Annotated in this window: 22 protein-coding genes, 1 rRNA gene and 1 other RNA gene; 3 read left to right on the plus strand and 21 right to left on the minus strand. The window is 51.1% G+C overall.

Annotated features, from left to right (window positions below; all coding sequences use genetic code 11):
• The 16 genes from AC0YNW_RS23055 to rpoE form a co-directional block, all read right to left on the minus strand.
• Positions 1-108: ribosomal RNA gene (locus AC0YNW_RS23055) — 16S ribosomal RNA — on the minus strand; the annotation flags it as partial.
• A 315-nt stretch (positions 109-423) separates the two neighbouring features.
• The gene (locus tag AC0YNW_RS23060; protein ID WP_387479439.1) at positions 424-687 is read right to left on the minus strand and encodes a pro-sigmaK processing inhibitor BofA family protein; all 264 of its coding nucleotides are present in this window, start codon (positions 685-687) and stop codon (positions 424-426) included.
• The gene (locus AC0YNW_RS23065) at positions 684-926 is read right to left on the minus strand and encodes a DUF2508 family protein (RefSeq protein ID WP_475833935.1); all 243 of its coding nucleotides are present in this window, start codon (positions 924-926) and stop codon (positions 684-686) included. The genes AC0YNW_RS23060 and AC0YNW_RS23065 overlap by 4 nt, the downstream gene beginning before the upstream one ends.
• A 159-nt stretch (positions 927-1085) precedes the next feature.
• A complete protein-coding gene (recR, locus tag AC0YNW_RS23070; protein WP_387479445.1) occupies positions 1086-1685 on the minus strand; it encodes a recombination mediator RecR in 600 nt (199 codons plus the stop codon).
• 47 nt (positions 1686-1732) lie between these two features.
• A complete protein-coding gene (locus AC0YNW_RS23075; protein WP_387479448.1) occupies positions 1733-2044 on the minus strand; it encodes a YbaB/EbfC family nucleoid-associated protein in 312 nt (103 codons plus the stop codon).
• Positions 2045-2069: 25 nt separating this feature from the next.
• Positions 2070-3851: a DNA polymerase III subunit gamma/tau gene (dnaX, locus tag AC0YNW_RS23080; RefSeq protein WP_475833936.1), complete on the minus strand. Its 1782-nt coding sequence runs from the start codon at positions 3849-3851 to the stop codon at positions 2070-2072.
• Between the two features lie 216 nt (positions 3852-4067).
• An RNA gene (ffs, locus tag AC0YNW_RS23085) (signal recognition particle sRNA large type) lies at positions 4068-4335 on the minus strand.
• Between the two features lie 207 nt (positions 4336-4542).
• Entirely contained in the window at positions 4543-4914 is a 372-nt protein-coding gene (locus AC0YNW_RS23090) for a hypothetical protein (protein ID WP_387479454.1), read from the minus strand.
• Positions 4915-5032: 118 nt separating this feature from the next.
• Positions 5033-5230 carry a 50S ribosomal protein L31 gene (gene rpmE, locus AC0YNW_RS23095; RefSeq protein WP_116047876.1) on the minus strand — a complete coding sequence of 66 codons (198 nt, stop codon included), beginning with the start codon at positions 5228-5230 and terminating at the stop codon, positions 5033-5035.
• A gap of 129 nt (positions 5231-5359) precedes the next feature.
• Entirely contained in the window at positions 5360-6628 is a 1269-nt protein-coding gene (locus AC0YNW_RS23100; protein ID WP_475833937.1) for a radical SAM family protein, read from the minus strand.
• Positions 6629-6650: 22 nt separating this feature from the next.
• Positions 6651-7991, minus strand: a complete 1341-nt coding sequence (gene rho / locus AC0YNW_RS23105) for a transcription termination factor Rho (protein WP_475833938.1) — start codon at positions 7989-7991, stop codon at positions 6651-6653.
• Between the two features lie 96 nt (positions 7992-8087).
• Entirely contained in the window at positions 8088-9344 is a 1257-nt protein-coding gene (locus AC0YNW_RS23110; RefSeq protein ID WP_387479718.1) for a UDP-N-acetylglucosamine 1-carboxyvinyltransferase, read from the minus strand.
• A gap of 114 nt (positions 9345-9458) precedes the next feature.
• Entirely contained in the window at positions 9459-10313 is an 855-nt protein-coding gene (gene fba / locus AC0YNW_RS23115; protein WP_475833939.1) for a class II fructose-1,6-bisphosphate aldolase, read from the minus strand.
• A 244-nt stretch (positions 10314-10557) separates the two neighbouring features.
• Positions 10558-10956, minus strand: coding sequence for a response regulator (locus tag AC0YNW_RS23120; protein ID WP_387479464.1), 399 nt, complete (start codon positions 10954-10956; stop codon positions 10558-10560).
• A gap of 174 nt (positions 10957-11130) precedes the next feature.
• Entirely contained in the window at positions 11131-12735 is a 1605-nt protein-coding gene (locus tag AC0YNW_RS23125) for a CTP synthase (protein WP_387479466.1), read from the minus strand.
• A gap of 286 nt (positions 12736-13021) precedes the next feature.
• Positions 13022-13591, minus strand: a complete 570-nt coding sequence (gene rpoE, locus AC0YNW_RS23130; protein ID WP_387479468.1) for a DNA-directed RNA polymerase subunit delta — start codon at positions 13589-13591, stop codon at positions 13022-13024.
• 356 nt (positions 13592-13947) lie between these two features.
• Between rpoE and AC0YNW_RS23135 the strand changes: the two genes are divergently transcribed.
• Complete coding sequence (locus AC0YNW_RS23135; RefSeq protein ID WP_387479470.1) at positions 13948-15087, plus strand: S8 family peptidase; 1140 nt, start codon at positions 13948-13950, stop codon at positions 15085-15087.
• A 31-nt stretch (positions 15088-15118) separates the two neighbouring features.
• Here AC0YNW_RS23135 and argS read toward each other — a convergent pair whose 3' ends face one another.
• The 3 genes from argS to AC0YNW_RS23150 form a co-directional block, all read right to left on the minus strand.
• Positions 15119-16798: an arginine--tRNA ligase gene (gene argS / locus AC0YNW_RS23140; protein WP_475833940.1), complete on the minus strand. Its 1680-nt coding sequence runs from the start codon at positions 16796-16798 to the stop codon at positions 15119-15121.
• Positions 16795-17238 (minus strand): YwiB family protein, encoded by a 444-nt coding sequence (locus AC0YNW_RS23145; RefSeq protein ID WP_475833941.1) that lies wholly within the window; start codon positions 17236-17238, stop codon positions 16795-16797. The genes argS and AC0YNW_RS23145 overlap by 4 nt, the downstream gene beginning before the upstream one ends.
• An 84-nt stretch (positions 17239-17322) precedes the next feature.
• Positions 17323-17862 (minus strand): DNA-deoxyinosine glycosylase, encoded by a 540-nt coding sequence (locus AC0YNW_RS23150; protein ID WP_475833942.1) that lies wholly within the window; start codon positions 17860-17862, stop codon positions 17323-17325.
• 358 nt (positions 17863-18220) lie between these two features.
• Here AC0YNW_RS23150 and AC0YNW_RS23155 point away from each other — a divergent pair, with 358 nt between their 5' ends.
• Positions 18221-19153 (plus strand): stalk domain-containing protein, encoded by a 933-nt coding sequence (locus tag AC0YNW_RS23155; RefSeq protein WP_475833943.1) that lies wholly within the window; start codon positions 18221-18223, stop codon positions 19151-19153.
• Between the two features lie 114 nt (positions 19154-19267).
• Here AC0YNW_RS23155 and speE read toward each other — a convergent pair whose 3' ends face one another.
• Both speE and AC0YNW_RS23165 read right to left on the minus strand, forming a co-directional pair.
• A complete protein-coding gene (speE, locus tag AC0YNW_RS23160) occupies positions 19268-20095 on the minus strand; it encodes a polyamine aminopropyltransferase (RefSeq protein ID WP_387479481.1) in 828 nt (275 codons plus the stop codon).
• Between the two features lie 108 nt (positions 20096-20203).
• Positions 20204-21448 carry a sugar efflux transporter gene (locus tag AC0YNW_RS23165; protein WP_387479483.1) on the minus strand — a complete coding sequence of 415 codons (1245 nt, stop codon included), beginning with the start codon at positions 21446-21448 and terminating at the stop codon, positions 20204-20206.
• 325 nt (positions 21449-21773) lie between these two features.
• Between AC0YNW_RS23165 and AC0YNW_RS23170 the strand changes: the two genes are divergently transcribed.
• The gene (locus tag AC0YNW_RS23170) at positions 21774-23906 is read left to right on the plus strand and encodes a transglycosylase domain-containing protein (RefSeq protein WP_475833944.1); all 2133 of its coding nucleotides are present in this window, start codon (positions 21774-21776) and stop codon (positions 23904-23906) included.
• Positions 23907-24256: the final 350 nt, after the last annotated feature.

A 24256-nucleotide genomic window follows, 5' to 3' on the forward strand; every position in this document is an offset into this window, starting at 1 on the left:
CCGCCGCTAACCATCAGGAGTGCAAGCACTCCATCAAGTCCGCTCGACTTGCATGTATTAGGCACGCCGCCAGCGTTCGTCCTGAGCCAGGATCAAACTCTCCATAAAAGTTAGTTTGACTTGCTCAATAACGTTGTTGCTTTTCTGTCATTAATGACAGGGCATTTTCGCTCGTTGTTCAGTTTTCAAAGAACAATCATTTGTCTTTCATTTTCTTGCGTGTCAGCCGTTTCTCTCAGCGGCGACTTTTATAATATATCACAGCTGCCTAGGTTAATGCAAGCATTTTTTTAAATCTTTTTTTCTTGCCCGCTTGCCTTTTTCCCTGGCGCGAACATTAATGTAGCATAATTAACGATAGCTCGTCAACCTCTTCTATTATATTCGCAACATTCAGAGTTGGATGAGCATTCACACCTTTTATTAGACGATAAACAACTGAACGCCTGCCATCATGAGAACCCCCGGAACGCCAAGCACGACAGCCGTACTAATCGTAATTGGATTCAGCGGAATATGGAGTCCCTCCACTATCGCCAGTTCATTCACGATATAGAGCAGCCCCGCCGCAATGACTACATGCAGTGCGAAGCCTTTCAGCCATCCCCAGGATAACTTGTTGCGCAGCAGAATCCCGACTAATAATAAAGATGAAACAATCAGCATGGACAGCCAGACGATTTTCATTGATCTATTCCCTCCCATTTGGGCCATGGCCCTTTCATTTTTTTGGCCTTATGTATTAACATGGCGTATCTCTTCTCAGCCGTAATAATAGCATGTATCGCATAATCCACTTGCTCGTGGCCCAATGCATGCTCAAAAAAGCGTTTGGCATTTTCCCATTCCCTCAGCGTTTCCCGAATCTCTTCCTTGATGCGACGCTTCTGTAGCTGCTCTTCTTCCTGTGCGATTGTGGAATTCATGTTCCCGCCTCCTTGTGCATCCTAATCCGCTTCCTTCTTATGTGTATAAGCCTTGGGACAAGATTAGAACGGTAACATGATCACATCGGATTCCAGACAACAAAAAAACCGAACTCCCCATGCAGGGGAATTCAGTTCGAGCAAAATAATCGTATGGGATCAATTGAGTTCTCGTCTGCCCTCCAGCGCTTTGGATAACGTAACCTCATCCGCATACTCCAGATCGCCGCCAACCGGCAATCCATGCGCAATTCGAGTGACCTTAAGACCAAAGGGCTTAACAAGCCGGGACAGATACATGGCGGTTGCCTCGCCTTCGATATTCGGATTGGTGGCCAGAATAAGCTCCTGCACCTTCTCGTCGCTGAGCCTTCTCAAAAGCTCCGCTATCCGAATCTCATCCGGTCCGATTCCCTCCATTGGAGAGATAGCTCCTTGCAGCACATGATAGTAGCCGTCAAATTCCTTCATACGTTCCAGGGCAACCAGATCCTTGGATTCCTGTACCACGCAAATAACAGAACCGTCTCGAGACTTGTCTTGGCAAATTCTGCAAGGGTCCGTATCTGTAATATTGCAGCATACGGAGCAATAAAATAAATTCCGCTTTACGCTTACCAGCGCTTTGGCGAAGTCGATGACATCATCTTCTTTCATCCGCAGCACATGGAAAGCAAGCCTTGCCGCCGTCTTGGGGCCTATGCCAGGCAAGCGCGTGAATGAATCGATCAATTTCGCTATCGGTTCCGGGTAATGCAAGAGGGTACAGCTCCTTTCAGGCCTTCAGCAAAGCATTAGCCTGTCAATTAGAACAGACCCGGGATTTTCATGCCGCCCGTAAATTTACCCATATCCTGGTTTGCAAGCTCATCCGCTTTAGTAAGGGCGTCATTGACAGCCGTCATCACAAGGTCTTGCAGCATTTCTACATCATCCGGATCTACCGCTTCCGGCTTAATCACAATGTTAAGAAGCTTCTTGTGTCCATTAACGCTTACCGTAACAACGCCGCCGCCAGCTGTTCCTTCAACCGATTTGGTTTCCAGTTCCTCCTGTGCCTTCAACATTTGCTCCTGCATCTTCTTCACTTGCTTCATCATTTGATTCATATTGTTCATTACATTCACCCCATCAATTTAGTAGTTATTGATTATCCTTCACGACAACAAGCTCCTCGCCGAACAGCTTAACGGCTTCTTCGACCCATTCAGGACGCTTGCTTGCTGCGTCCGGAGCACTTTCACCTTCCGGCACAAGCTCTAGCGGCTCGCTTGCCGGGTTGCCCGCTCCATCCAGAGCGGTCTGCCAATCCTTCAGCATAACCGTCACCAGATGATAAGAGACTCCGAGCACTTCCTGAGCGATTCGCTCAATAATCTCGCGATGATTCGGCTTTTCCGTCGTTTCCCGATGAATATCATTCTTGAAGGCAAGAAGCAAATTCCCTGCGTCGACGGATACAAGCTCGCCGTCTTTCAGCCACGCATGCAAGGTAACTTTGGCATCCTTCACGCGGCCGAGCACATCGCCCCAACGCGAACGCGCTATGCCAGACTCCGGACTGCTCGCGGATGCGATATATCCATCGAGCTTTACTTTTGAACGGGCAACACCACCGCCGCTGCCGAATGATCCGCGAAGCGCACCCCTAGAGTTAGGCGCTGGATTACGGGATGCTCCTGCCCCTGCGTCTTGTCCTGCCTGCACTTGCACGCCGTTCTGAAGCACACTCTCAAGCTTCCGCTCCAAAGCCTGGACTTGCTGACGAAGCTTCGTCACCTCTGCTGATGAGACGCTATCGCTGCTGCCGCCACCACTAGATCCTTCGAAAGCTTGTTCATCCCCGATGGCGCACAGCTTCATCAAAGCCACTTCGAACAAAGTCTGCGGCTGAGAGGCATGCTTTAATTCTACTTGATAACGATTGAGTACATCAATCATGGAGAATAATCGCTGAGACGAATAAGCCTCTGCCATTGCTTGGAACCGTTCGCGATCCACCACTCGTTCTGTGACGGCCCCACCTGTCGGAGCAAGCTTCAGTACCAGCAGATCACGGAAATAGTACATTAAATTCTCCATGCACTTATCTGCAGCTTTGCCTGCTTGCATCAAGCTCTCTACTAGCGGCATCAGTGCCGCCACATTGCGCTCCTTTACAGCTTCCGCCAACTGATAGAATTGATCGGCTGCCATTCCGCCGGTCACATCGATGGCCGCATCCAATGTAATTCGCCGATCGCCGAACGCCGCCACTTGCTCAAGCAAGCTAATTGCGTCCCGCATTCCCCCCTCGGACAACCTGGAGATATAAGCCAGCGCATCATCATCGGCAACTATTCCTTCATCCTGACAAATCTGCAGCAGTCTAGCCGACTGTTCATCCAGCGATACTTGCCTAAAGTCAAACCGCTGGCATCTCGATATAATCGTCGCCGGAAGCTTATGCGGCTCCGTCGTCGCCAATATAAAGATCACATGTCCAGGCGGCTCCTCCAGCGTCTTAAGCAGCGCGTTGAACGCCTCTGTGGTAAGCATATGAACCTCGTCAATAATGTACACCTTGAAGCGCACCTCAGACGGAGCGTATCTTACCTTGTCTCGTATCTCCCGAATTTCATCAATGCCGCGATTGGATGCGGCGTCAATCTCGATGACATCCATAATATGTCCCGCCGTTATACCGCGGCAAGCATCACATTCATTGCAGGGCTCGACCGCCGGTCCCCGTTCACAGTTCACGGCTTTGGCAAGCACCTTGGCTGTCGTCGTTTTCCCCGTCCCACGAGGGCCGTTGAACAAATAGGCATGCGATACGCGATTCTCTCGAATCGCATTTTGAAGCGTTTGTATAATATGCTGCTGTCCAACCATGTCCTGAAACGTCTGAGGACGCCAGGCACGATATAACGCAATATGTGACACGCGACCCTTCCCTTTCAGCTTGCCTGATCTTCTTAAAGCAGCGTTTTCAGATGCATCTATTATACTACATCACGGCATCAAGCAAAATGTTAAAAAGCTTACGCATGCAAAAAGTCCCGCAGTCTCGCGTTCACTCAAACTTGGTCGCTTGAGAAACGGCTACTGCAGGACTTTCATGACATGGGCATCCGCTGCCCTTTACTTCTATGGTTAGGACCGTGCACCTGCCCCTGATATATGTGATCCAAGCGGCATTCTTGCTGCACAGCTCGAGCCAGGCACTCCCCCGGCACATGAACTAACTTGCTTACGGCTGCTTCCTTCCGGACCTGACCGAGTTCACAAGCGTCCATTGCGGAGGACCCAGCTGTCAACACTGCTTGCAAGCGCCAAGCCTCACATCAGCATAACCTCAGACAGGAATTCAACCTCGCTACAGCGGATTGCGAGTTACAGGGCACCGCTACCTCCCCATCTAGCACGGCAAAGACAAGTATAGTACATTCGAGAGCAAAGCGCAACCTATGGAGTTTTTTGCATGCCGTAAGGCTGTGAAAAATCTCCTTAGGTGTTTTTTACCGCATTAGGCATCGATTATACCCCTATATAATCAATACCTAATCGGCGATTAAAACTTCCGCTATACGCAGTCGTCGATGACGGTTTGGATCACATACTATAAGGCTCCGCCTTAACTTCGCACCTTCACATGCACATCGTATCTTGGAAAGTTCGACTGCAGGATGTTCTGCGCCTCTGCCCGGATGCGATTCCGCTCAGCATCGGACAATCCGCGCTCAACTCGCAGTGTCACGTTGGCGTCGTCGCCGTTAAAGCCAACCTCCGTCTTGCGGATACCCTTCACCGGCTCCAGCAATTCACCCATGAACTGAATATCCTTTTGGTACAGCGTACCGCTGCGATTCAACAGGTTCGGATTGGAGTTCGAGTAACCGAGATATCCGTCATTATGATAAGTCTGCGCTTTATCCGACGCTCCCTTGGCGCAGCCGCCAAGCATAATAGCCGCACCGAACAGGCCGATCCAAAGCAGCTTCCACATCCTTCGTCCTCTTCTATATCCCTTGAAAATACGCATAAAAAAACCTCCCTTATAACCATAGGATGGCTGAGGGAGGTACTTGTATTCTGCCAAATAAAGGCTGAATGTTCGCAATAAATTAAATGCCGTATTTCTTCTTGAAACGGTCGACGCGGCCGCCGGCATCCAGGAACTTCTGCTTACCCGTGAAGAATGGGTGACATGCGGAGCAAACCTCAACACGAAGGGTCGATTTGATCGAACCTGTCTCGAACGTATTGCCGCAAGCGCAAGTTGCTGTAACGACGTGGTATGTCGGATGAATACCTTGTTTCATCTCGTTCACCTCTTTCTGCCCTGAGCCACATGCGGACCCAGAGTTAAAATGACACATAAACGAATTATAGCACGGTAGGCAGCTTGGCGCAATGCCTCACAGCCTCCATATCGCGATTGGAGCAAATTGCTATCTGGCTGCAATCGGACGGCGCATCAAGATCGGCGGAACATGCGTATACGACCCGATCACGACATCAGGAAGCTCCTGACGGTAGATTTCAAGCATTTGCTTCATCCCATATATTTCGCCTTGCGCCTTCGGAATAAGTTCCAGATAGCTCTCCGGATCGATATTCAGATTGCGCATCTGAATGAGCTTCAACCCTGTCCGTTTGGCGAAGCCAATCATCGCTTCAATCTCTTCTTCCCGATCCGTAACACCCGGGAAGATCAGATAGTTGATCGAGGTGTACACACCTTGGTCTGTAGCGTACTTAAGCGAACGCTCCACGTTCTGCAGCGTATACGCACGCGGCTTATAATAAGCATTGTAATGCTCGTCAATAGCACTAATCGTGCTGACCCTCATCAGGTCAAGCCCGGCGTCCACGATTGCTCTCATGAAGTCGGTCAACCCGGCATTCGTATTAATATTGATATAGCCAAGCGAAGTTTGGGCTCTTACCCGCTTCATCGCTTCCACAATGATCTTCATTTGTGTAGACGGCTCGCCTTCGCAGCCTTGGCCGAAGCTGATGATCGACTCAGGCTCCTTCAACTGCTCCAGCATAATCTCCACCACTTCATCTACAGTCGGCTTGAAATTCATGCGCGTCTGCGGGGCAACGAAGCCGCTGTCATCCGGTTGCTCTGAAATACAGCCGAAGCAGCCGGCATTGCAGGAATAGGATACGGGTACTGCTCCTTCCCATCTGCTCAGGAACGTATTGGAGGCCGTTAGACATTCGTATCCCAGTGCACAGTGGGACAGATGCTTGTACAGCCGATTGTCTGGATACTTCTGAAGCAGCCTCTCGACTTGTACACTCAACTCTTGCCGGTCGCAATTAAGCGGGTCCCAACGTTCAGGATCATCGGATTGCTCCGCCGTTACGAAGAACTGCCCGTCCTTCCAGACGACGGCTGTATAGCCGAATAGAGGCAGCTTCTCCTTCTTGTCCGACTTGACGTATCCAGGCAGACATAGCCGAGTGAACCCTTGAGGCAGCAGGGCGCCAACGGCCTGTGCGCCGCCAGGCAGCGCCTGCATTTGACCGGATTCGGGATCAAGCCCGATCGGTCTGGTGAACGGAAGGCTAACAAGCGTCGCTCCTTCCGGCAGCGGAATAAGCTCTTCCTCCAGCAGTTCTACGATCATATCGCCGCTACGGCCAAGTCCGAAATAGTCAGGATGGTCGAACACATTGCCGTGTTCGTCCGCATATACGAGATTCATGATGTGCTCCTTTCCCCGGACCTTAAGAAGTGTGCGTCGTTCTGGCTACAGGCCTGCGGCTTGCGGATGAAGCCGAGTTGCTCTTCATCGAAGGACGTTCATGCTTCGGAGGATCAGCCGATGTATCCAGCGACATAAGGAATTGCTCGTTATTCTCCGAATCCTTCAGCTTCTTGAGGAAATTATCGACAAAGTCCGGTGTATCGGTCAAGCTTCTGCGAATCGCCCATACTTTGTCCAGCACTTCCTTGCTAAGCAGCAGCTCTTCGCGGCGCGTTCCCGATCTGCGCATATCCAGCGCAGGGAAGATGCGGCGTTCGGCCAGCTTCCGGTCCAGATGAAGCTCCATGTTGCCTGTACCTTTAAACTCTTCATAAATAATGTCGTCCATACGCGAGCCCGTCTCGATCAACGCCGTTGCCAGAATCGTCAAGCTGCCGCCCTCTTCTACATTACGGGCAGAGCCGAAGAAACGCTTCGGACGATGGAAAGCAGCCGGATCGATACCGCCGCTAAGCGTGCGTCCCGACGGCGGGATTACCAAGTTATACGCTCTAGCCAGACGGGTAATGCTGTCCAGCAGAATAACGACGTCCTTCTTATGCTCTACCAATCGAAGGGCGCGCTCCAGCACCAGCTCCGCTACCTTAATATGATTCTCCGGCAGCTCGTCGAATGTCGACGATACAACCTCGCCTTTTACGGAACGCTGCATATCCGTCACTTCCTCTGGACGCTCGTCAATAAGCAGCACAAACAGCTCGATATCTGGATGATTCTCCGATATGCTGTTGGCAATTTCCTTCAGCAAGAGAGTTTTGCCTGCTTTCGGCGGTGCAACGATCAGACCCCTCTGACCAAGTCCAACAGGTGCGAGTAAGTCCATCATGCGGGTGGATAGCTTCGACTGTGAGGTTTCGAGCACTAGTTGCTTCTCGGGATATAGAGGAGTAAGGGCAGGAAAATGAAGTCGTTCAGATGCTGTATCGGGATTCTCCCCATTAACGGCATTGACTTGAAGCAAACCGAAATAACGTTCGTTTTCTTTTGGCGGCCGGCACTTGCCGGATACGAGATCGCCGTTCCTCAGATCAAATCTGCGGATCTGGGAGGCCGAGATATAAATGTCTTCTTTGCTTGGCAGATAGTTGATCGGACGCAGAAAGCCGAAGCCTTCCTGCAAAATATCAAGTACGCCTTCCATAAACATAAGTCCGCTCTTCTCGGCTTGCGCCCGGAGAATAGCGAAGATAAGCTCTTTCTTTTTGAGCTGACCATAATAGGCGATCTGATATTGTTTCGCCAGCTTGTACAGTTCCGTCAGCTTCATTCCTTCCAGATCCGCGATCTGTAGATCCGACATATTCTCACCACTTTATTCAAATTATATAGAGTATGACTGATTACTCATCTTTTCCATTGTATGGCAATTCTATTCCGCATGGGCACACGGAGTCCCTTAGGACTCCGTCTCGCGCCATACTTCCGCACCTAGTCTGGTCAAGTTCTCAACGAGATGATCATATCCGCGATCAATGTACTCCACGTTCGTAATTTCCGTAACGCCATCTTCTACCGTCAAGGCGGCTACCACAAGCGCAGCTCCCGCTCTTAAGTCCGCAGCTTTCACCTTAGCGGCGTTCAGCTTCGTGCCCTCGATAATCGCAGAGCGGCCTTCTAGACGAATGTTCGCGCCCATACGAGTAAGCTCCGGTACATGCTTGAACCGTGTTCCGTATACATAATCAGACAGAATGCTGACACCCTTGGCTTGGGTCAACAATGTCGTCATCGGGGATTGCAGGTCCGTGGCGAACCCCGGATAGATTAATGCCTTCACATCAATCGCCGTATATTCAGGCGCTCCGACAATACGGATTGCCTCATCCATCTCTTCCACTTGCACGCCCATCTCTTCCAGCTTGGCGGTCAGTGCCTCCAAGTGCTTTGGAATAACATTATCGATAAGAACATCGCCGCGTGTTGCCGCAGCCATAATCATATAAGTGCCTGCCTGGATTCGATCGGGAATAATGGAGTGACGGCAGCCGTGAAGACGATCGACCCCTTCGATACGGATCGTTTCGGTTCCGGCACCTTTAATGGTGGCGCCCATGGCGTTCAGGAGAGTAGCTACATCTATAATTTCAGGCTCTTTCGCCGCGTTTTCAATAATTGTATGGCCTTTGGCCCTTGAGGCCGCCAGCATAATATTAATCGTCGCGCCTACACTTGCGACGTCCAGATAAATCTTTGCGCCCCGCAATTCCTTGGCAGCAATTCGGATTGAACCATGTTCATTCGTTACGGTCGCGCCTAGTGCTTCAAATCCTTTAATGTGCTGATCAATAGGCCGTGGCTCAAAGTTGCAGCCGCCCGGAAGTCCGATCGTCGCTTCACCAAAACGCCCCAGTAACGCGCCCATCATATAATAGGAGGCTCTGAGCAGCTTTACCTTGCCATTAGGCATCGGCTTCGAGATCAGCTGCGAGGGATCGATTCGCATCGTATCGCCATCACGCTTCACGACAGCGCCCAGCTCTTGCAATATTTCACTATAGACCGCCACATCGCTAATAAGCGGCAAATTATCGAGTACCACTTCTGATTCTGCCAGAATCGCTGCCGGCACAAGAGCAACTGCACTGTTCTTGGCCCCGCTGATCTGGACTGTTCCGCGCAGCGGACGCCCGCCGCGGATCATGAGTTTCTCCATCAAATCAATAATCCTCCTGTTAGTTGGAAGATAACAAAGGAAAAACCGCCGAAGCTAGCGGCCGTGAAGCCGCTAGCCCTGTTCAGGCGGTTTGTCCTCCCTTGTTCCTGTTGCTTAAGCTTGATTGTTGCTTCCGAACAAACGGATTTTTTCTTGAATAACAGCCTTCATCGCTGCGCGTGCAGGCGTCAAGTATTTACGAGGATCGATTACATCAGCTTTAGCGCTTAGCACTTCGCGGATCGCGTTCGTGCAAGCTACTTGGTTCTCCGTATTCACGTTGATTTTACCAACGCCAGCTGCGATCGACAGGCGAATGGCTTCGTCTGGAACGCCCGATCCGCCGTGAAGCACCACTGGCACCGGAATAGCGCTAGCTACTTTTTGAATAATATCGTAATGGATTTTTGGCTCGCCTGAGTACATGCCATGAGCCGTACCAACAGCAATAGCCAGACAGTCTACGCCAGTCTCTTCGTAGAAGCGGATTGCTTCCTCTGGTTTAGCCAATGTAGCATCAGCTTCATCAACGCTCAGATCATCCTCAACGCCGCCGATTGTTCCGAGCTCGCCTTCTACGGATACGCCCATAGCGCGTGCTGCTTTCACAACTTCCTTCGTCAATTGAATGTTCTCTTCCAGGCCGTAGTGGGAGCCGTCGAACATAACGGACGAGAAACCTGCGCGGATACACTTCATCGCAACTTCAAAGCTGCTACCGTGGTCAAGGTGAAGCGCGATTGGCAGACCGGATTTTTTAGCAGCCGCTTCAGCCATTGCTACGGTAAATTCGATACCCATATATTTAAGAGCGCCTTCGCTGACCCCGTAAATAAATGGCGAATTCTCTTCCATTGCAGCCTCGACAGTCGCTTGCGCGAACTCCAGGTTGTTCATGTTGAATTGACCTACTGCGAATTTGTTTGCTTTTGCTTGTGGCAAAAACTCATTCATAGACACGAGTGGCATAGTTCTGTTTCCTCCTATAGTTAGCTTTCTGCTTTCTGTCTCAAGCCCGTTCCGACTTGTCATTCTGAGCTATTATATCATATTGCGGCTCCAAATAGTAAAGCTTGTTTTATAAGGCCGCAAAAGGATACGCCTCCTATAAGCACCTGCTGATTTTCATAGTAAAAAGAGAGCGCTCTCTTCTGCTTGCGAAAAGCAAAAACGGTACCGACGCTTTTCCAGCATCGGTACCGTTCTATATCCATTATGATCCAACCGCGAAACGGCCTGAAGAGTTGCCTCCCTGCAGCTGACGATTCACTTCCATTCGCATCTCGTCGATGTCGAACGGCTTCGTGAAGTGCATCAGCGCCCCAAGATCGGTCGCTTCCTTAATCATATCAAGCTCACCATATGCGGTCATCATGATGACTTTAATCGAAGGGTCAATGGCCTTGATATGCTTCAGAATCTCCAGTCCGTCCATGCCAGGAATCTTCATATCCAATAAAACCAAATCCGGCGCTTCCAGCTTCACAATCTCCAGGGCGATTTTACCATTAGCCGCTTGAAACGTGTGATAGCCCTCGCTGCTGAATACTTCCAGTAGCAGCACGCGGATTCCGTTCTGATCGTCAACAATAAGTACCTTCTTCTTATCCAAGCTTCATCTACCCCCCAAGACTAAACTCCATATAAAAAATTGAATCCAACGAAAATCCTCATTTTTTATATATTCGTGAAGCTAAGGGATTTTCCTTCTAATCCATACAAAAACTTACTGGCTTTGATAGGAAATGCGACATCAGCTTATAAAGCACTTATAAATCATCATGCATTAGCGTTCGGAATAGCCCAGGGAGGCGCGTACAAATCCTTGGAACAACGGCTGCGGACGGTTTGGTCTGGACGTAAATTCCGGATGGAATTGAACGGCAAGGAACCAAGGATGGTCGGCAAGCTCCACCATCTCAACCAGGCGTCCGTCAGGCGACGTGCCGGAGATACGCAGACCTGCGGCCTCGATTGCTTCTCTATACTCATTATTGAATTCATACCGATGGCGGTGACGCTCGTATACAAGCTCATCGGAATATTCACGTGCAGCAATCGTCTCAGACGCGATTTTGCAAGGGTACAATCCCAGACGCATCGTTCCGCCCAGATCCTCGATGTCCTTCTGATCCGGAAGCAGATCGATAACCGGGTAAGGCGTAGCAGAGTTGATCTCCGAGCTGTTGGCATTCGCAAGACCAACAACATTACGCGCATACTCAATCACCGCAACTTGCATGCCAAGGCAGATGCCGAAGAACGGTACGCCTTGCTCACGCGCATAGCGGATCGCGCTGATCTTGCCCTCAATGCCGCGGTCGCCGAAGCCCCCTGGCACGAGAATGCCGTGAACGCCCTGCAGGCTGTCCGCCACGTTGGCGTCTGTAAGCAGCTCCGCGTCCACCCAGCGGATCTTGATCTCGGAATCAAGCGCAATGCCTGCATGTCCGAGCGACTCCACGATACTAAGGTAAGCATCATGAAGAGCTACGTATTTGCCGACAATGGCAATTTCAGTCTTCTTATGCAGCGATTTGACACGAGCAACCATGCTTTCCCATTCCTGCATATCTGGTTGATCTGTCGTCAGCTTCAGATGATTGACCACGATCTCATCAAGACCTTGCTCTCTGAGCATGAGCGGCACTTCATACAGCGTGGAAGCATCGCGGCATTCCACAACAGCATTAGCGTCGATATCGCAGAAAAGGCCGATCTTGCGCTTCATGTCCTCAGCGAGCGGATACTCCGTACGGCATACGATGACATTCGGCTGAATACCGATGCTGCGCAGTTCTTTTACACTATGTTGCGTCGGCTTTGTCTTCACTTCGCCTGCCGCTTTAATGTAAGGGATAAGCGTTACGTGAATATACATCACATTGTCGCGGCCGATATCGCTCTTGATCTGGCGAATCGCCTCCAAAAATGGCAAGCTCTCGATATCGCCTACCGTACCGCCGATCTCGGTAATGACAACGTCGGAACCCGCTTCGCGGCCAGCGCGGAAGACACGGTCCTTAATTTCATTCGTGATGTGAGGGATAACTTGCACCGTACCGCCAAGATAATCGCCGCGGCGCTCTTTCGTAATGACATTGGAGTAGATTTTGCCGGTCGTCACATTGCTGTTCTTCGATAGGTTGATGTCGATAAAGCGTTCATAGTGACCAAGATCAAGGTCGGTCTCCGCTCCGTCATCGGTTACGAATACTTCGCCATGCTGATAAGGGCTCATCGTTCCCGGGTCCACGTTAATATACGGATCGAACTTTTGAATCGTAACTTTCAGACCTCTGTTCTTCAGCAATCTGCCGAGAGAAGCCGCTGTAATTCCCTTGCCCAAGGATGAGACTACGCCGCCGGTTACAAATATATATTTGGTCACTGTGATGATACCCTCCATGCTCCTATGTTAATTTCAGTTTGCCCTTACAGAGGTGGTTTAAAAAGCGATTTAATGAAGGCTTGTCTTTTTAAACCGTACGCTTTCAGGTCAAAACCTTGCTTCTTCAACTGTCCCTTCAAACAAAAAAAGTGACACCCGTAGCACCGGGGGCACTTTTCTCATCTGCATATCAAATGCGTTATTTGTTAACCTAATCTTAAAGCCCATGCAATAGTTTACTCTGCCGCTACAGGGCATGTCAAGCAAAACTAGCTTCCATCTCGGACTAACGATCTTCCCCGGCTTCCTCTTCGTCGAACGAGTCCTCTTCTTCCTCTTCCTCGGCGTCCAGTTCCTCGTCTTCAACCTCTTCATCCAGGTCTTCGTCTTCGATTTCGACATCCTCGTCGACTTCCGCTTCCTCTTCCGATTCATCGAAGTCTTCGCTGTCTTCATCGTAGGCATCGTAATCCTCGTCTTCCGCAGCATAACTGTCTTCTTCGTCGGCGAACGGATCTTCATCTTCCAGATCGTCATCATCATTGATGATGCGGGTACGCTTCGCATTACCGACTGGATCCTCGGAACGCTCAACCGGATACCAGCGCTTCAGTCCCCACATGTTGCTGCCTACGCAAGCGAATCGTCCGTCGATGTTAATCTCCGTATACACCTGCGCGATGAACTGATTGATGCCTTCCTCGGAAAGACCACGTATCTTAGCAATCTCCATCATAAGATCGCGATAATAATAAGGCGTATTCGCCGCTTTCAGAACCTCGAACGCCAGGTCGACCATCGGCATCTCTTTTATGCGCTCGGGATCAAGCTTCAATGTATAGTTGCTTCCGCTCATATCGACACATCCTCTCTTGCCAAAAATTATGTACACATTCATTAGTCGCTTACACGCTAGTCACAGTATAGTAAAACCTATTTCATGCAAAAAATCAAGCAGGCTTCCATCTGGCCCCCGGCACAGCAAAAAGCGAAGGAGCGACCCTTCGCTTTGACTGTATCCATCCGACAAGCCGCGAGCGGAATTATCGGAAATGCAAGAGCATGGTGAGCTCTTCATTTATTCTATGTCTTTTGGCGAAAATTGACACGGTATTCGACCTATTTCTTGAAAAAAAGGCAAGTTGCTCATGCGGCGGAAGATGCGAATTCATAAGATGATGAAGCATCGTCCTTCGGGAGGGGAAGCCAAAATTGGATACCGCCGCATTATTACGCTGGTTACAGCAAGTGACAATGAACAGCCAATCCGCCACTACCAAAAGAATTATCCGGTTCCAGAATGGCAGCGAGTACCGGCGCTTCCTTCATAAGCTGTCCGAAGCAGCTTCAACGGCCGCGAATCTGAAAGCGATCATACCTCTGCCCTTCATTCGTGCCATCTCCTGTAAGCTGCCGTTCGATGCCAGACTTCAGGAATCCTTCTCTGGACGCGTCTGGATGGAGAAAGACTGCAAAATAAGCGTGAGTCCATCGGGTCAAAAAGCGCTTGCGATTGAAAACGGCATTCCCTGGGGCATCCAGCAAATCCGGGCTCCGCAGGCTTGGGGCATTACGACCGGCCATCGGGTCAAGGTTGGTGTCATTGATACCGGCGTCGACTTCGGACATCCCGATCTCCACCATTCCCTGCTTCGAGGCATTAACCTGCTGAATCGGAGCAAGATGCCTTATGACGATAACGGACACGGCACGCATATCGCAGGCACGATAGCGGCTGCCAATCAAATGCAAGGCATGATCGGTGTAGCGCCCAGAGCGCTGATCGCACCCGTGAAAGCCTTCGATCATAACGGAAGCGCCTTTGTCTCCGACATTATCCTCGGCATCGAATGGTGCGTACGCAACGGAATGAATGTCATTAATATGAGCTTCGGTATGAAGACTCGAAGCAAGGCTTTGCTCGGCGCCGTGACGAATGCCTACAATTCTGGCGTCATCATCGTTGCTTCCTCCGGCAATGACGGAAAGCTCCGGTCGGTGGATTACCCGGCGCGCTATCCGCAAACAATCTCCGTGGGAGCGACGAACCGGCATCGGCGTATTGCGCCGTTCAGCAACCGTGGCACTTATATCGACATCTACGCGCCCGGCGACAAAATTACGTCAGCCTGGCTGAGAGGCAAATACAATGAGATGAGCGGCACTTCGATGGCCACCTCTCATGTCAGCGGCGCGATCGCCCTTCTGCTGTCGCTGCGTCCCGGACTGTCTCCCGGAGAGATCAAATCGATTATGAAACGATCTATGCAGCCTCTCAAAAACAGCAAAGCCCGCCGAAATATCGGCGAGCTGGATGTCATACGCATGCTGCAAGCCGCGGAGCGGAAATAGCTCTGCGGCTTGTGTTTTATCCTTGTTTGTATTACATACGCTCTGGCGCGGATACGCCGACCAGGCGGAGCACATTCGCAAGAGCAACGCGAATAGCGCCCAGCAATGCAAGTCTGGCTGCCGTCTGCTCCGCGTCTTCGGTAATGACGCGCTCCGCACGATAATAGCTGTGCAATTCCGAAGCCAGCTCATACACATAACGAATCAGGCGATGCGGGGCGTATTGAGCCGCCGCTTCCGCGATTTCTTGCGGCAATTCCCCGATTTTACGAATCAGGTCCAATTCCGCTTCCGTGTTCAACTTGCCGTAATTCACACTGCCGGCATCCGGAATAGCGATACCCTGCTCTTCCGCTTGTCTGAATATGCTGCAGATTCTGGCATGCGCATATTGCACATAGAAGACCGGATTCTCGTTCGATGTAGAGATCGCCAGATCCATATCGAAGTCCAGATGCGAATCCATGCTTCTCATAGAGAAGAAGTAGCGGATCGCGTCCACGCCAACCTCGTCCATCAGGTCTTCCATAGTCACGGCTTTGCCGGTCCGCTTCGACATCTTCATCTTCTCGCCGTTCTGGAACAGGCTGACCATCTGGGCGATCAATACGGTCAGCTTCTCCGGATCGTTGCCGAGCGCCGCCATGGCAGCCTTCACGCGCGGAATGTAGCCATGATGGTCCGCTCCCCAGATGTTGATCATCCGGTCGTAGCCTCTTGCGAACTTATCGCGATGGTAAGCAATGTCCGGCGTCAGGTAGGTGTACGAACCGTCGTTTTTCACAAGCACGCGGTTTTTGTCGTCGCCGAATGGCATCGTCGACAGCCATGTTGCGCCCTCTTCCTCGTAGACGTGTCCGGATGCCTTCAGTGCTTCCAGACCTTGCTCGACCTGACCACTCTCATAGAGTGAAGTCTCGCTGTACCAGACATCGAAGCCAACGCGGAAGCGGCCTAGATCGCGCTTGATCTTATCCAGCTCCTTCTCTAGTCCGAAGGTACGGAAGTACGAGAAGCGCTCTTTGTCGGACAATTGAAGCAGCTTGTCGCCTTCTTGCTCCGCAAGCCCTTTGGCAAAAACGATAATATCTTCCCCGTAGTAGCCGTCCTCCGGCATCTCCGCCTCTTGGCCGAGCGCTTGACGGTAACGCGCCTCCAGCGACAACGCCAGATTCTCAACCTGTTTGCCGGCGTCGTTAATATAATATTCCCGTGTAACCTCGTAACCCGCGAAGTCTAGTACATTGCATAGAGAATCGCCAACTGCCGCACCGCGCGCATGGCCCAGATGCAGGCTGCCCGTCGGATTGGCGCTGACGAACTCTACTTGCACTCGCGAGCCTTGACCGGCTGACACGCGGCCGTAATCTTCTCCTGCCTTTAGCGCATCCGCAATGATAGGATACAGATAGCTTTTGTCCATACGGAAGTTAATGAAGCCCGGTCCTGCAATCTCTGCCGATTGAATGGAAGCGCCTTTCTGGTCGAGATGCTCAATAATCGCCTCCGCAATCTGACGCGGATTCTTCTTCGCCAGTTTTGTCAGCTGCATGGCTGCATTCGTCGCCAGATCGCCGTGGGTTTTGTCCTTCGGCACTTCAAGAACGAAGACGGGAAGCTCCTCTCTCGCCGCCAGCCCAGCAGCTACCGCCGCATCCGCTATAGCCGATTTCACTTGCTCATACATTTTGTCCAGTACATTCGCACTCATGATTCATGATCCTCCTGTATATGGAGACGGATATGAAACCGTCCCGATAGTTGCTCGCTTACAAATAAATCATACCGCCACTCCAAGATAAACGGCGGCGCAGTCGGCAATAACGCGCCTGGCTGATCTTGCTTTGCCTTCGCTTGCAGCGTCAGCGACTTCGTACGTGTCTCCAGCTCGAATACCGTTACGGCTGAACGGTACTTTCCAATCCGGCTTTGGCCGGATACGAACAGCTGATCCGACTGCACCGCACCGCTTCGCTTGAGCGACAGCTCACCAGGCGTATACCGAATGAGCGCCCGCGTCACCTCGTCCTCCGCATAGCGGATGAACAGCGACTTCTCCTTGCGGAACCATTCTCCCTTATAGCGATGCGTCGATTTCTCTCCGTCCGCCTTGCTTTCCAATATAATGATGGCCTTGCCGCTGTCGTTCATTGCCCCGCTCCCGCTATCGTTCTTTCGTATGTTACTACTATATACAGGAAGCCCTCCAATTTCAACGCCTGAATGCCCGAAAGACTAGCGTTCCACGGCAAAAGGAACGATCACCTGCCACGCATTGATCCGATCCTCCAGACTCCGCATATGCTTGGTCGGAATCGGGCTGGATGAAGGCAGCTTGAGTTTCGCAATATGCTCTAGCGCAGGATGCCCGCCAAAAGCCTTGCGGAAGGTGTCATATGCTTTGCTTCCGTTGAACGCAATCGCCCGAATGCCGGGATACCGCTCCAGCAGTCCGGGAAAATCATTGGGAGTTTCTTCTTTTATATTCGCATCCAGGCTGCCTTCCCGCTCGCAGGAGTGAATGACATCCCATACCGCTAGTCCATGCTCCCGGAGGAATGCCAGCCGGTTCTCGTAGACGGGATCGGGCGGCGGATATCCCTCCTGGCCCGGCGTGCTTACTTGGAACAAGCCATATAAAATTCGCCAAAAATAATTTTGCGGATGTCCGTAGAACTGCCCGTATTCCAGCGACTTCACGCTTGGCGCCGTACCAGCAATGAGCACGCGTGAGCGCTCATCGACAACGGGCGGAAATGAATAGATGATCGACATGAAGTCGCCTCCTTTTATCTCTCCATTATATCCTGCTGTGCGCTCCTCATGCGAAGATAGAAGCATGCTGGGTGACTCAACCATCCGTCGTGAATAGATCAAATCAATTAGCATTGAATTTATGTTGGCGATGGTTAATTTTCTCAGTTATACTAGATCGAGTATATGTAATAGAAATAAAAAATGATTCACTCCCCTTATTCTTTATTATATTTTTCAATAAACATGTCTATCAGGGATAAATCACAGGATGATGCCATATTAAGCAAGCTGCCCGCAGCTCAGGTGTATAGCAGCGGTTGTTAAGTCCCAGGACTTCAACATACATATTTTATTCACATACAGAGGAGATGGCTTCATGAAAAGGTTTTTCACTAAGAAAGTGCTGATCATGACGACGGCGCTTTCGCTAGCAGTTAGCGCGGGCTCGATCGCATATTCCGCTTCCACGCTCAAAAAAATCACCGCGTACCAGAACTATGCCATTGGCATTGAAGTTGGCGGCAAAAAAACAGATCTAAGCATGGACGGCAAAAAGCTGTACCCGATCACATTCGAAGGCCGCACCTACGTCCCGGCGCGTATCGTCGCGGACTCGCTCGGCGCCAATGTCCAATGGGACGAGAAACGTCAGACCGTCGTTATTACGCCTGAAGGACAGACACCTCCGAAGATCGATACAGGCTCTTCCAATACGACGCCTCCAAGCGGATCGGCTGCGGCTTCCAGCAACAAAGGCACGATTAAGGACCCCATTAAATTCAATACAGCATTTACATATAAAGAGCTTGTTAACTACAAGCCGGATGAATACGACACCAGCTCCGCTGATTTCACGGTAACCGTCAAGAAGGCTGTATCCATTACACGCGACCAGATCGTTGACTATGGCTTCCAGCGTCCGGAAGAAGACCCAGACCTGGAATACAAGCTGGTCACCCTTCATGTGAAAGTCAAAAATGCGACGATGAAAAGCAGCGGAAAGAGCAGCAGCATCGGCTACATGTACCTCTCCAGCTTCAGGCCTTATATCTGGGGGGCACAAACAGCGGATGGCGCTTACGTCATCGGCGGCACAGACTACGGCTTCGACGGTTCGATGAGCGTGGCGGTCACTGAAGCACTGCCAGACTTCCCGAAGGTGACACCTTCGACCAAAGGCAGCTCATTCGAAGTGACAGGGAACGTCATTCTTCCTGTTATTAAAGGTCAAGAAAATTACCTGGTCATTAACAAAAGCGACTCTACGTTAGAGAACAATGATCGTAAAATCTACTTCAAGCTTCAATAAATAGGGGCATGTGGGTGCAATACCCGCAAGGCTCTAAATAGACCAAAAAGAACGAAGCAGCGACATTACGCTGCTTCGTTCTTTGGGTTAGCCGCATCGCTGCAGCCCTTCGCCTTACTTCACCAAATCCTCAACGAATTTCGGAAGGATGAAAGCCGCTTTGTGCAAGCGAGGCGTGTAATATTTGGTATCCAGCTCCGGAATGGACGACTCGTCCACTTGAAGCGGATCATACTTTTTGCTGCCCATTGTGAATGTCCATAGACCGGACGGGTAAGTCGGAATGTTCGCGCCGTATACGCGTACGATCGGGAATACTTCCTTCACATCGCGGTTTACGCTTTGGATCAGATCGGCTTTGAACCATGGGTTGTCCGTCTGTGCGACGAAGATGCCGTCTTCCTTCAGCGCCTCGTAGATGCCTTGGTAGAAGCCGCGCGTGAACAGGTTCGCCGCCGGGCCTACTGGCTCTGTGGAGTCTACCATGATGACGTCATACGTGTTCTTATGATCATGGATATGCATGAAGCCGTCATTGACAAGCACTTCTACGCGCGGGTTGTCCAGCTCGCCTGCGATTGTCGGCAGGTATTTCTTCGAGTACTCGATGACTTTGCCGTCAATATCGACCAGAACGGCTTTTTTCACCTTCGGATGCTTCATGACTTCACGGATGACGCCGCCGTCGCCGCCGCCTACAACAAGCACGTTCTCAGGGTTAGGATGCGTGAAGAGAACCGGATGTGCCACCATCTCATGGTAGACGAATTCATCCTTGACCGTGGTCATAACCATGCCGTCGAGTACGAGCATTGTGCCGAACTCTTCCGTCTCGATCATATCCAATTGTTGAAATTCCGTTTGTTCATGTACATAGCTTTTAGTTATCTTCGCCGTAATGCCGAAGTTTTCAGTTTGTTTCTCGGTGTACCACAATTCCATGAGATTGATCCCTTCTTTCCGTCAATGTTTCATCCTGTATTATAGTGTTTTAAGCCAAAAAAGCAACCTTTTCACCCGTCCTGCACAAAAAATTCATGAAATCCTCAGTCATCCGCTTACTGACGCATGGTTTGACACTCTTTTCGCCCGATTAAGCCCGAACAAAAGCACTACTGCCGCCAAGGTAAATATAGCGCAAGCCAGGTACACATTGCGGTAGCCGAAAGCGTCTGCGATGAGTCCGAACAGCAGAAAGCCCAGCATGTTGCCTACCTTGCTCGAATTGGAATACAGGTTCGTTGCGGTCCCTGGCATCTCCGGCAAAAAATCCTGGAAATAAGTGATTGCGATACCCGACGTGATCGAGATGTATGCCGCGCTCAAAATTTGCACCGAGAAGATATGCCAAGTTGAATTGGCGAAGAACAACAGGCAGAAATAGACAAGAGCCAGTAGCGCACCAAGACGTATAAGCCGATCGCTCTTCATTCTCGTCGCCATATAGCCGAAGCCCAGCATGAACGGAATTTCGAAGATCGGCGGAATGCTGAAGATGATACCGATGTCTTCCTTGCCTCCGCCTAGCACCTTTGTCACGAATTGCGCCATATTCATGGAGCTGAGCGTAGTCGCCGCCGAGATAAACGTAAAGGCGACCAGGTTGATGAAGATGGTCGGCTGGAACACGATTTTTTTGAGCGGAATATTGGCCTGCTCCGACTTCGCTCCGGCGGCATCCTTACGGCGATGCAAGAACAGCAGCGCAACGATCGCTACGACCGCATTACAGGTAGCCGCGACGACGAACAGCCCTGTAAAGCCCATAAATAGAAGGACATAAGAGGCAATGGCAGGACCGACCGTCCAGGACAGGGCAAAGATCGTCCTTAACATGTTCATGTACAGCGGCACCTGCTTGGCGGGCACATCGGACCTTGTCAGCGCTTCTCTTCCGATCGCGAATACTTGGGCGAACGTCGAGGACGCAATCCCGAGGAATACCGAAGAAAAAATAAGCAGCACATAATAGTCGCGCGAATAGGCAAAGCCCAGATAACCAATGATGCCGGCCACCGAGCAGAGTATCAGAATGAACTTACGGTCCGGCACGCGGTCGGACAGCTTTGCGATTCCAGTGCTAAGCACAATACCGCATAACGACGAGACCAGCATGAAAATGCCGAAAGTCGTATTGCTCATTCCCACTTCGTCGATGCCGAACAAGGAATTGAAGGGCAAAACGAAAGCATGGGATATGCCCATAAAAATGTTGATGACCATAATAATCGGGAATCCTTGAATTCCCCATGCTGTCTTGGCATGCTGTTTAGTTGACGCAATAAAGTTACTCATCCTACCATCCCCGTATTTTTCTATATCTATAGGAACAGCCAGCCTTTGTTCACCGTTAGTCAAAAGGCAAGTGACGGCCTGCTGCCGTCGGTACGGTGAGGCTGGCCGCAGTATTTCTTTCTCTCCCCTATTCTAAGCTTCATTGCCGATCAGACCGTTATTCTCAACATACTCGCATAAAGCCTGCCAGAGTTCAAGATAATAATGTGTTTATAGCCATTTTGAACCAAACAATTATTCGACATCTATTGATAAGTGAATAGCCGATTCCGCATTTTTCCATACTAAAGAATAGATCAGCAACACGCGGAAGGGAGTCGGCAGCATGAACAAATGGATACCCCCGTTCTTCAGACGAAAAAGCAGGGTCAAACGCCGCTTGGCCTTTCCTCATATCTCCGAGCGGTTTCTTCCATATATCCTGAAGCTGCGGAAGTGGCTTCGGCGTTCGGCCATGGCTCTGGCAGTCATCGCCGTCCTCATGGCGGGACTCTATCTGTATCTGCGCTCGCAGGCGCTGCCCGTCTCGAAGATCAGCCAGACCTCTCAGATGATTGACATACAGGGCCACATCATTGATACCTTCCATGCGGGGGAGAATCGACGCTCCGTCTCCTTGTCCGATATTCATCACTATGTAGTGGATGCAACGCTTGCGATTGAGGACCGGAGATTCTACGATCACTCCGGCTTTGATCTGAAGGGCATGGCCCGCGCCGTCGTCGTGAACGTACAGAGTATGTCGGCGAAGCAAGGAGCCAGTACGCTAACCCAGCAGCTCGCGCGCAATCTCTATCTCAGTCATGAACGAACCTGGCAGCGTAAGCTCAAGGAAGCGATGTATACCGCCCAGCTTGAGATGAATTATAGCAAAGACGATATTCTCGGCATGTACCTGAATCAAATTTATTACGGGCACGGCTCGTATGGGATCGAAGCGGCAGCCATGATGTATTTTGACAAGCATGCCTCCGAGCTGTCGCTGGCCGAAAGCGCCATGCTGGCGGGCATACCGAAGGGCCCCAAATATTATTCTCCCTATTTGAATATGAAGAATGCCAAGGACCGGCAATATATTATCCTTGAAGCCATGAAGGAAGGCGGCTCTATTACGGAAGAGCAGGCTCAGACAGCTTACGCGGAGATACTGAAGTTTCAACCGCTAGGAGCGGACCAGCAGGAGGGCTTCGCTCCGTATTTCCGAGACTACATTCGCTATCTGGCAGTAGAGCAGATTGGCATCGATTCCTCTCTTCTGAATGAAGGCGGCATTACCATCTATACGACGCTTGATCAGGAAGCACAGGCGGCAGCGGAAGAGTCCATTAAGCAGATCATGCCGGCAAGCTCAGAGCAACAAGCAGCGCTGGTCGCCATCGATCCCCGTACTGGCTATATTAAGGCGATGGTCGGCGGCAGGGATTACGCGAAAAACCAATACAACCGCGTGTTCGCCAGTACGCGCCAGCCAGGCTCCGCCTTCAAGCCGTTCCTATACATGTCGGCGCTGCAAAGCGGCTTCATGTCACCGGTTACGCGCTTCAAGAGCGAACCGACCGTATTCAGCTATGATGAAGGCCGCAAGTCGTATGAACCGCATAATTATGGTGACAAGTATGCGGAGGATTACATCGACATGCGCACCGCCATCAGCGGCTCCGACAATATCTATGCGGTCAATACGATTATGACGGTTGGCGCAGACAAGGTAATTGAGACTGCACGTAAGCTCGGCATTCGCAGCCGTATGCAGCCTGTTCCCTCGCTCGCGCTGGGGACGTTCCCCGCCAGCCCGTTCGAGATGGCCTCTGCGTATGGCATCTTCGCCAATGCGGGGCTTCGAGTAGAGCCGGTCGCCATCCTTCGCATTGAGGACCGGAAGGGTAACGTATTATATGAAGCGAAGCCTGCGGAGGAGCAGGTCATTACGGCTGCAGAAGCCTATGTCATGACGAGCCTGCTCGAGAGTGTCTTCGACGATGGCGGCACGGCGCACCGGGTAGCCGCAACGATCAAACGCCCCATTGCCGGCAAGACAGGCACCACGGCCACAGATGCATGGCTCGTAGGCTATACGCCTGAGCTGGCGGCTGCTGTCTGGGTTGGCTATGACAAGGACCGCAAGCTGACGGTCGCCGAGGCGCACCGGGCGGCGCCGATTTTTGCGCGGTTTATCGAAGGCACGTTATCCGCCGTGCCTCCGAAGTACTTCCGCGTACCTGAGGGCGTCGTGAATGTTCTCATTGATCCTGTATCCGGCAAGCTTGCGGCAGCGACTTGTCCGAATCGTCGGCTGGAGTCGTTCCTGGCCGGTACGGAGCCGACAGAGGTATGCGGCTCTCCAGTGGATGCTGGCAATGGCGGAGACCATGGAGAGGGCCAAGGCGGCACCAGCAACGGCAAGCCGCAAAAGCAACGCTCGTGGTGGAACGATCTGAAGCGGTGGTGGACGGATTAAGCAAAATACTCGCGATTCCGCCGATTGTCTGGGTATTCTAATGAAGAAAGGTCTGCCTTCGCGCAGACCTTTTTCCATAGTTGCAACCTGTATCGAGGGGATTAAAACCGTCTAGGACACATCATTCCTGATCCATACCGAGGTTCTAATTAGTCGATTTGGGTTAACCTATATACAAACGCTAAAGCCGCAGGAGCTACCGCTTATGATTTCTTTACACCCCGCAGCTCAATCTTAAGACCATATTCAGCATAAACACAGCTTGGGAAGCCTTTATCTCAACAAATGCTTTGAATATCTCCATATTGCTCTCTCATGCTTTTGCTTTCACCGTTTCACACATATTTTTT

The sequence above is a fragment of the Paenibacillus sp. J31R120 genome, from assembly GCF_056269225.1.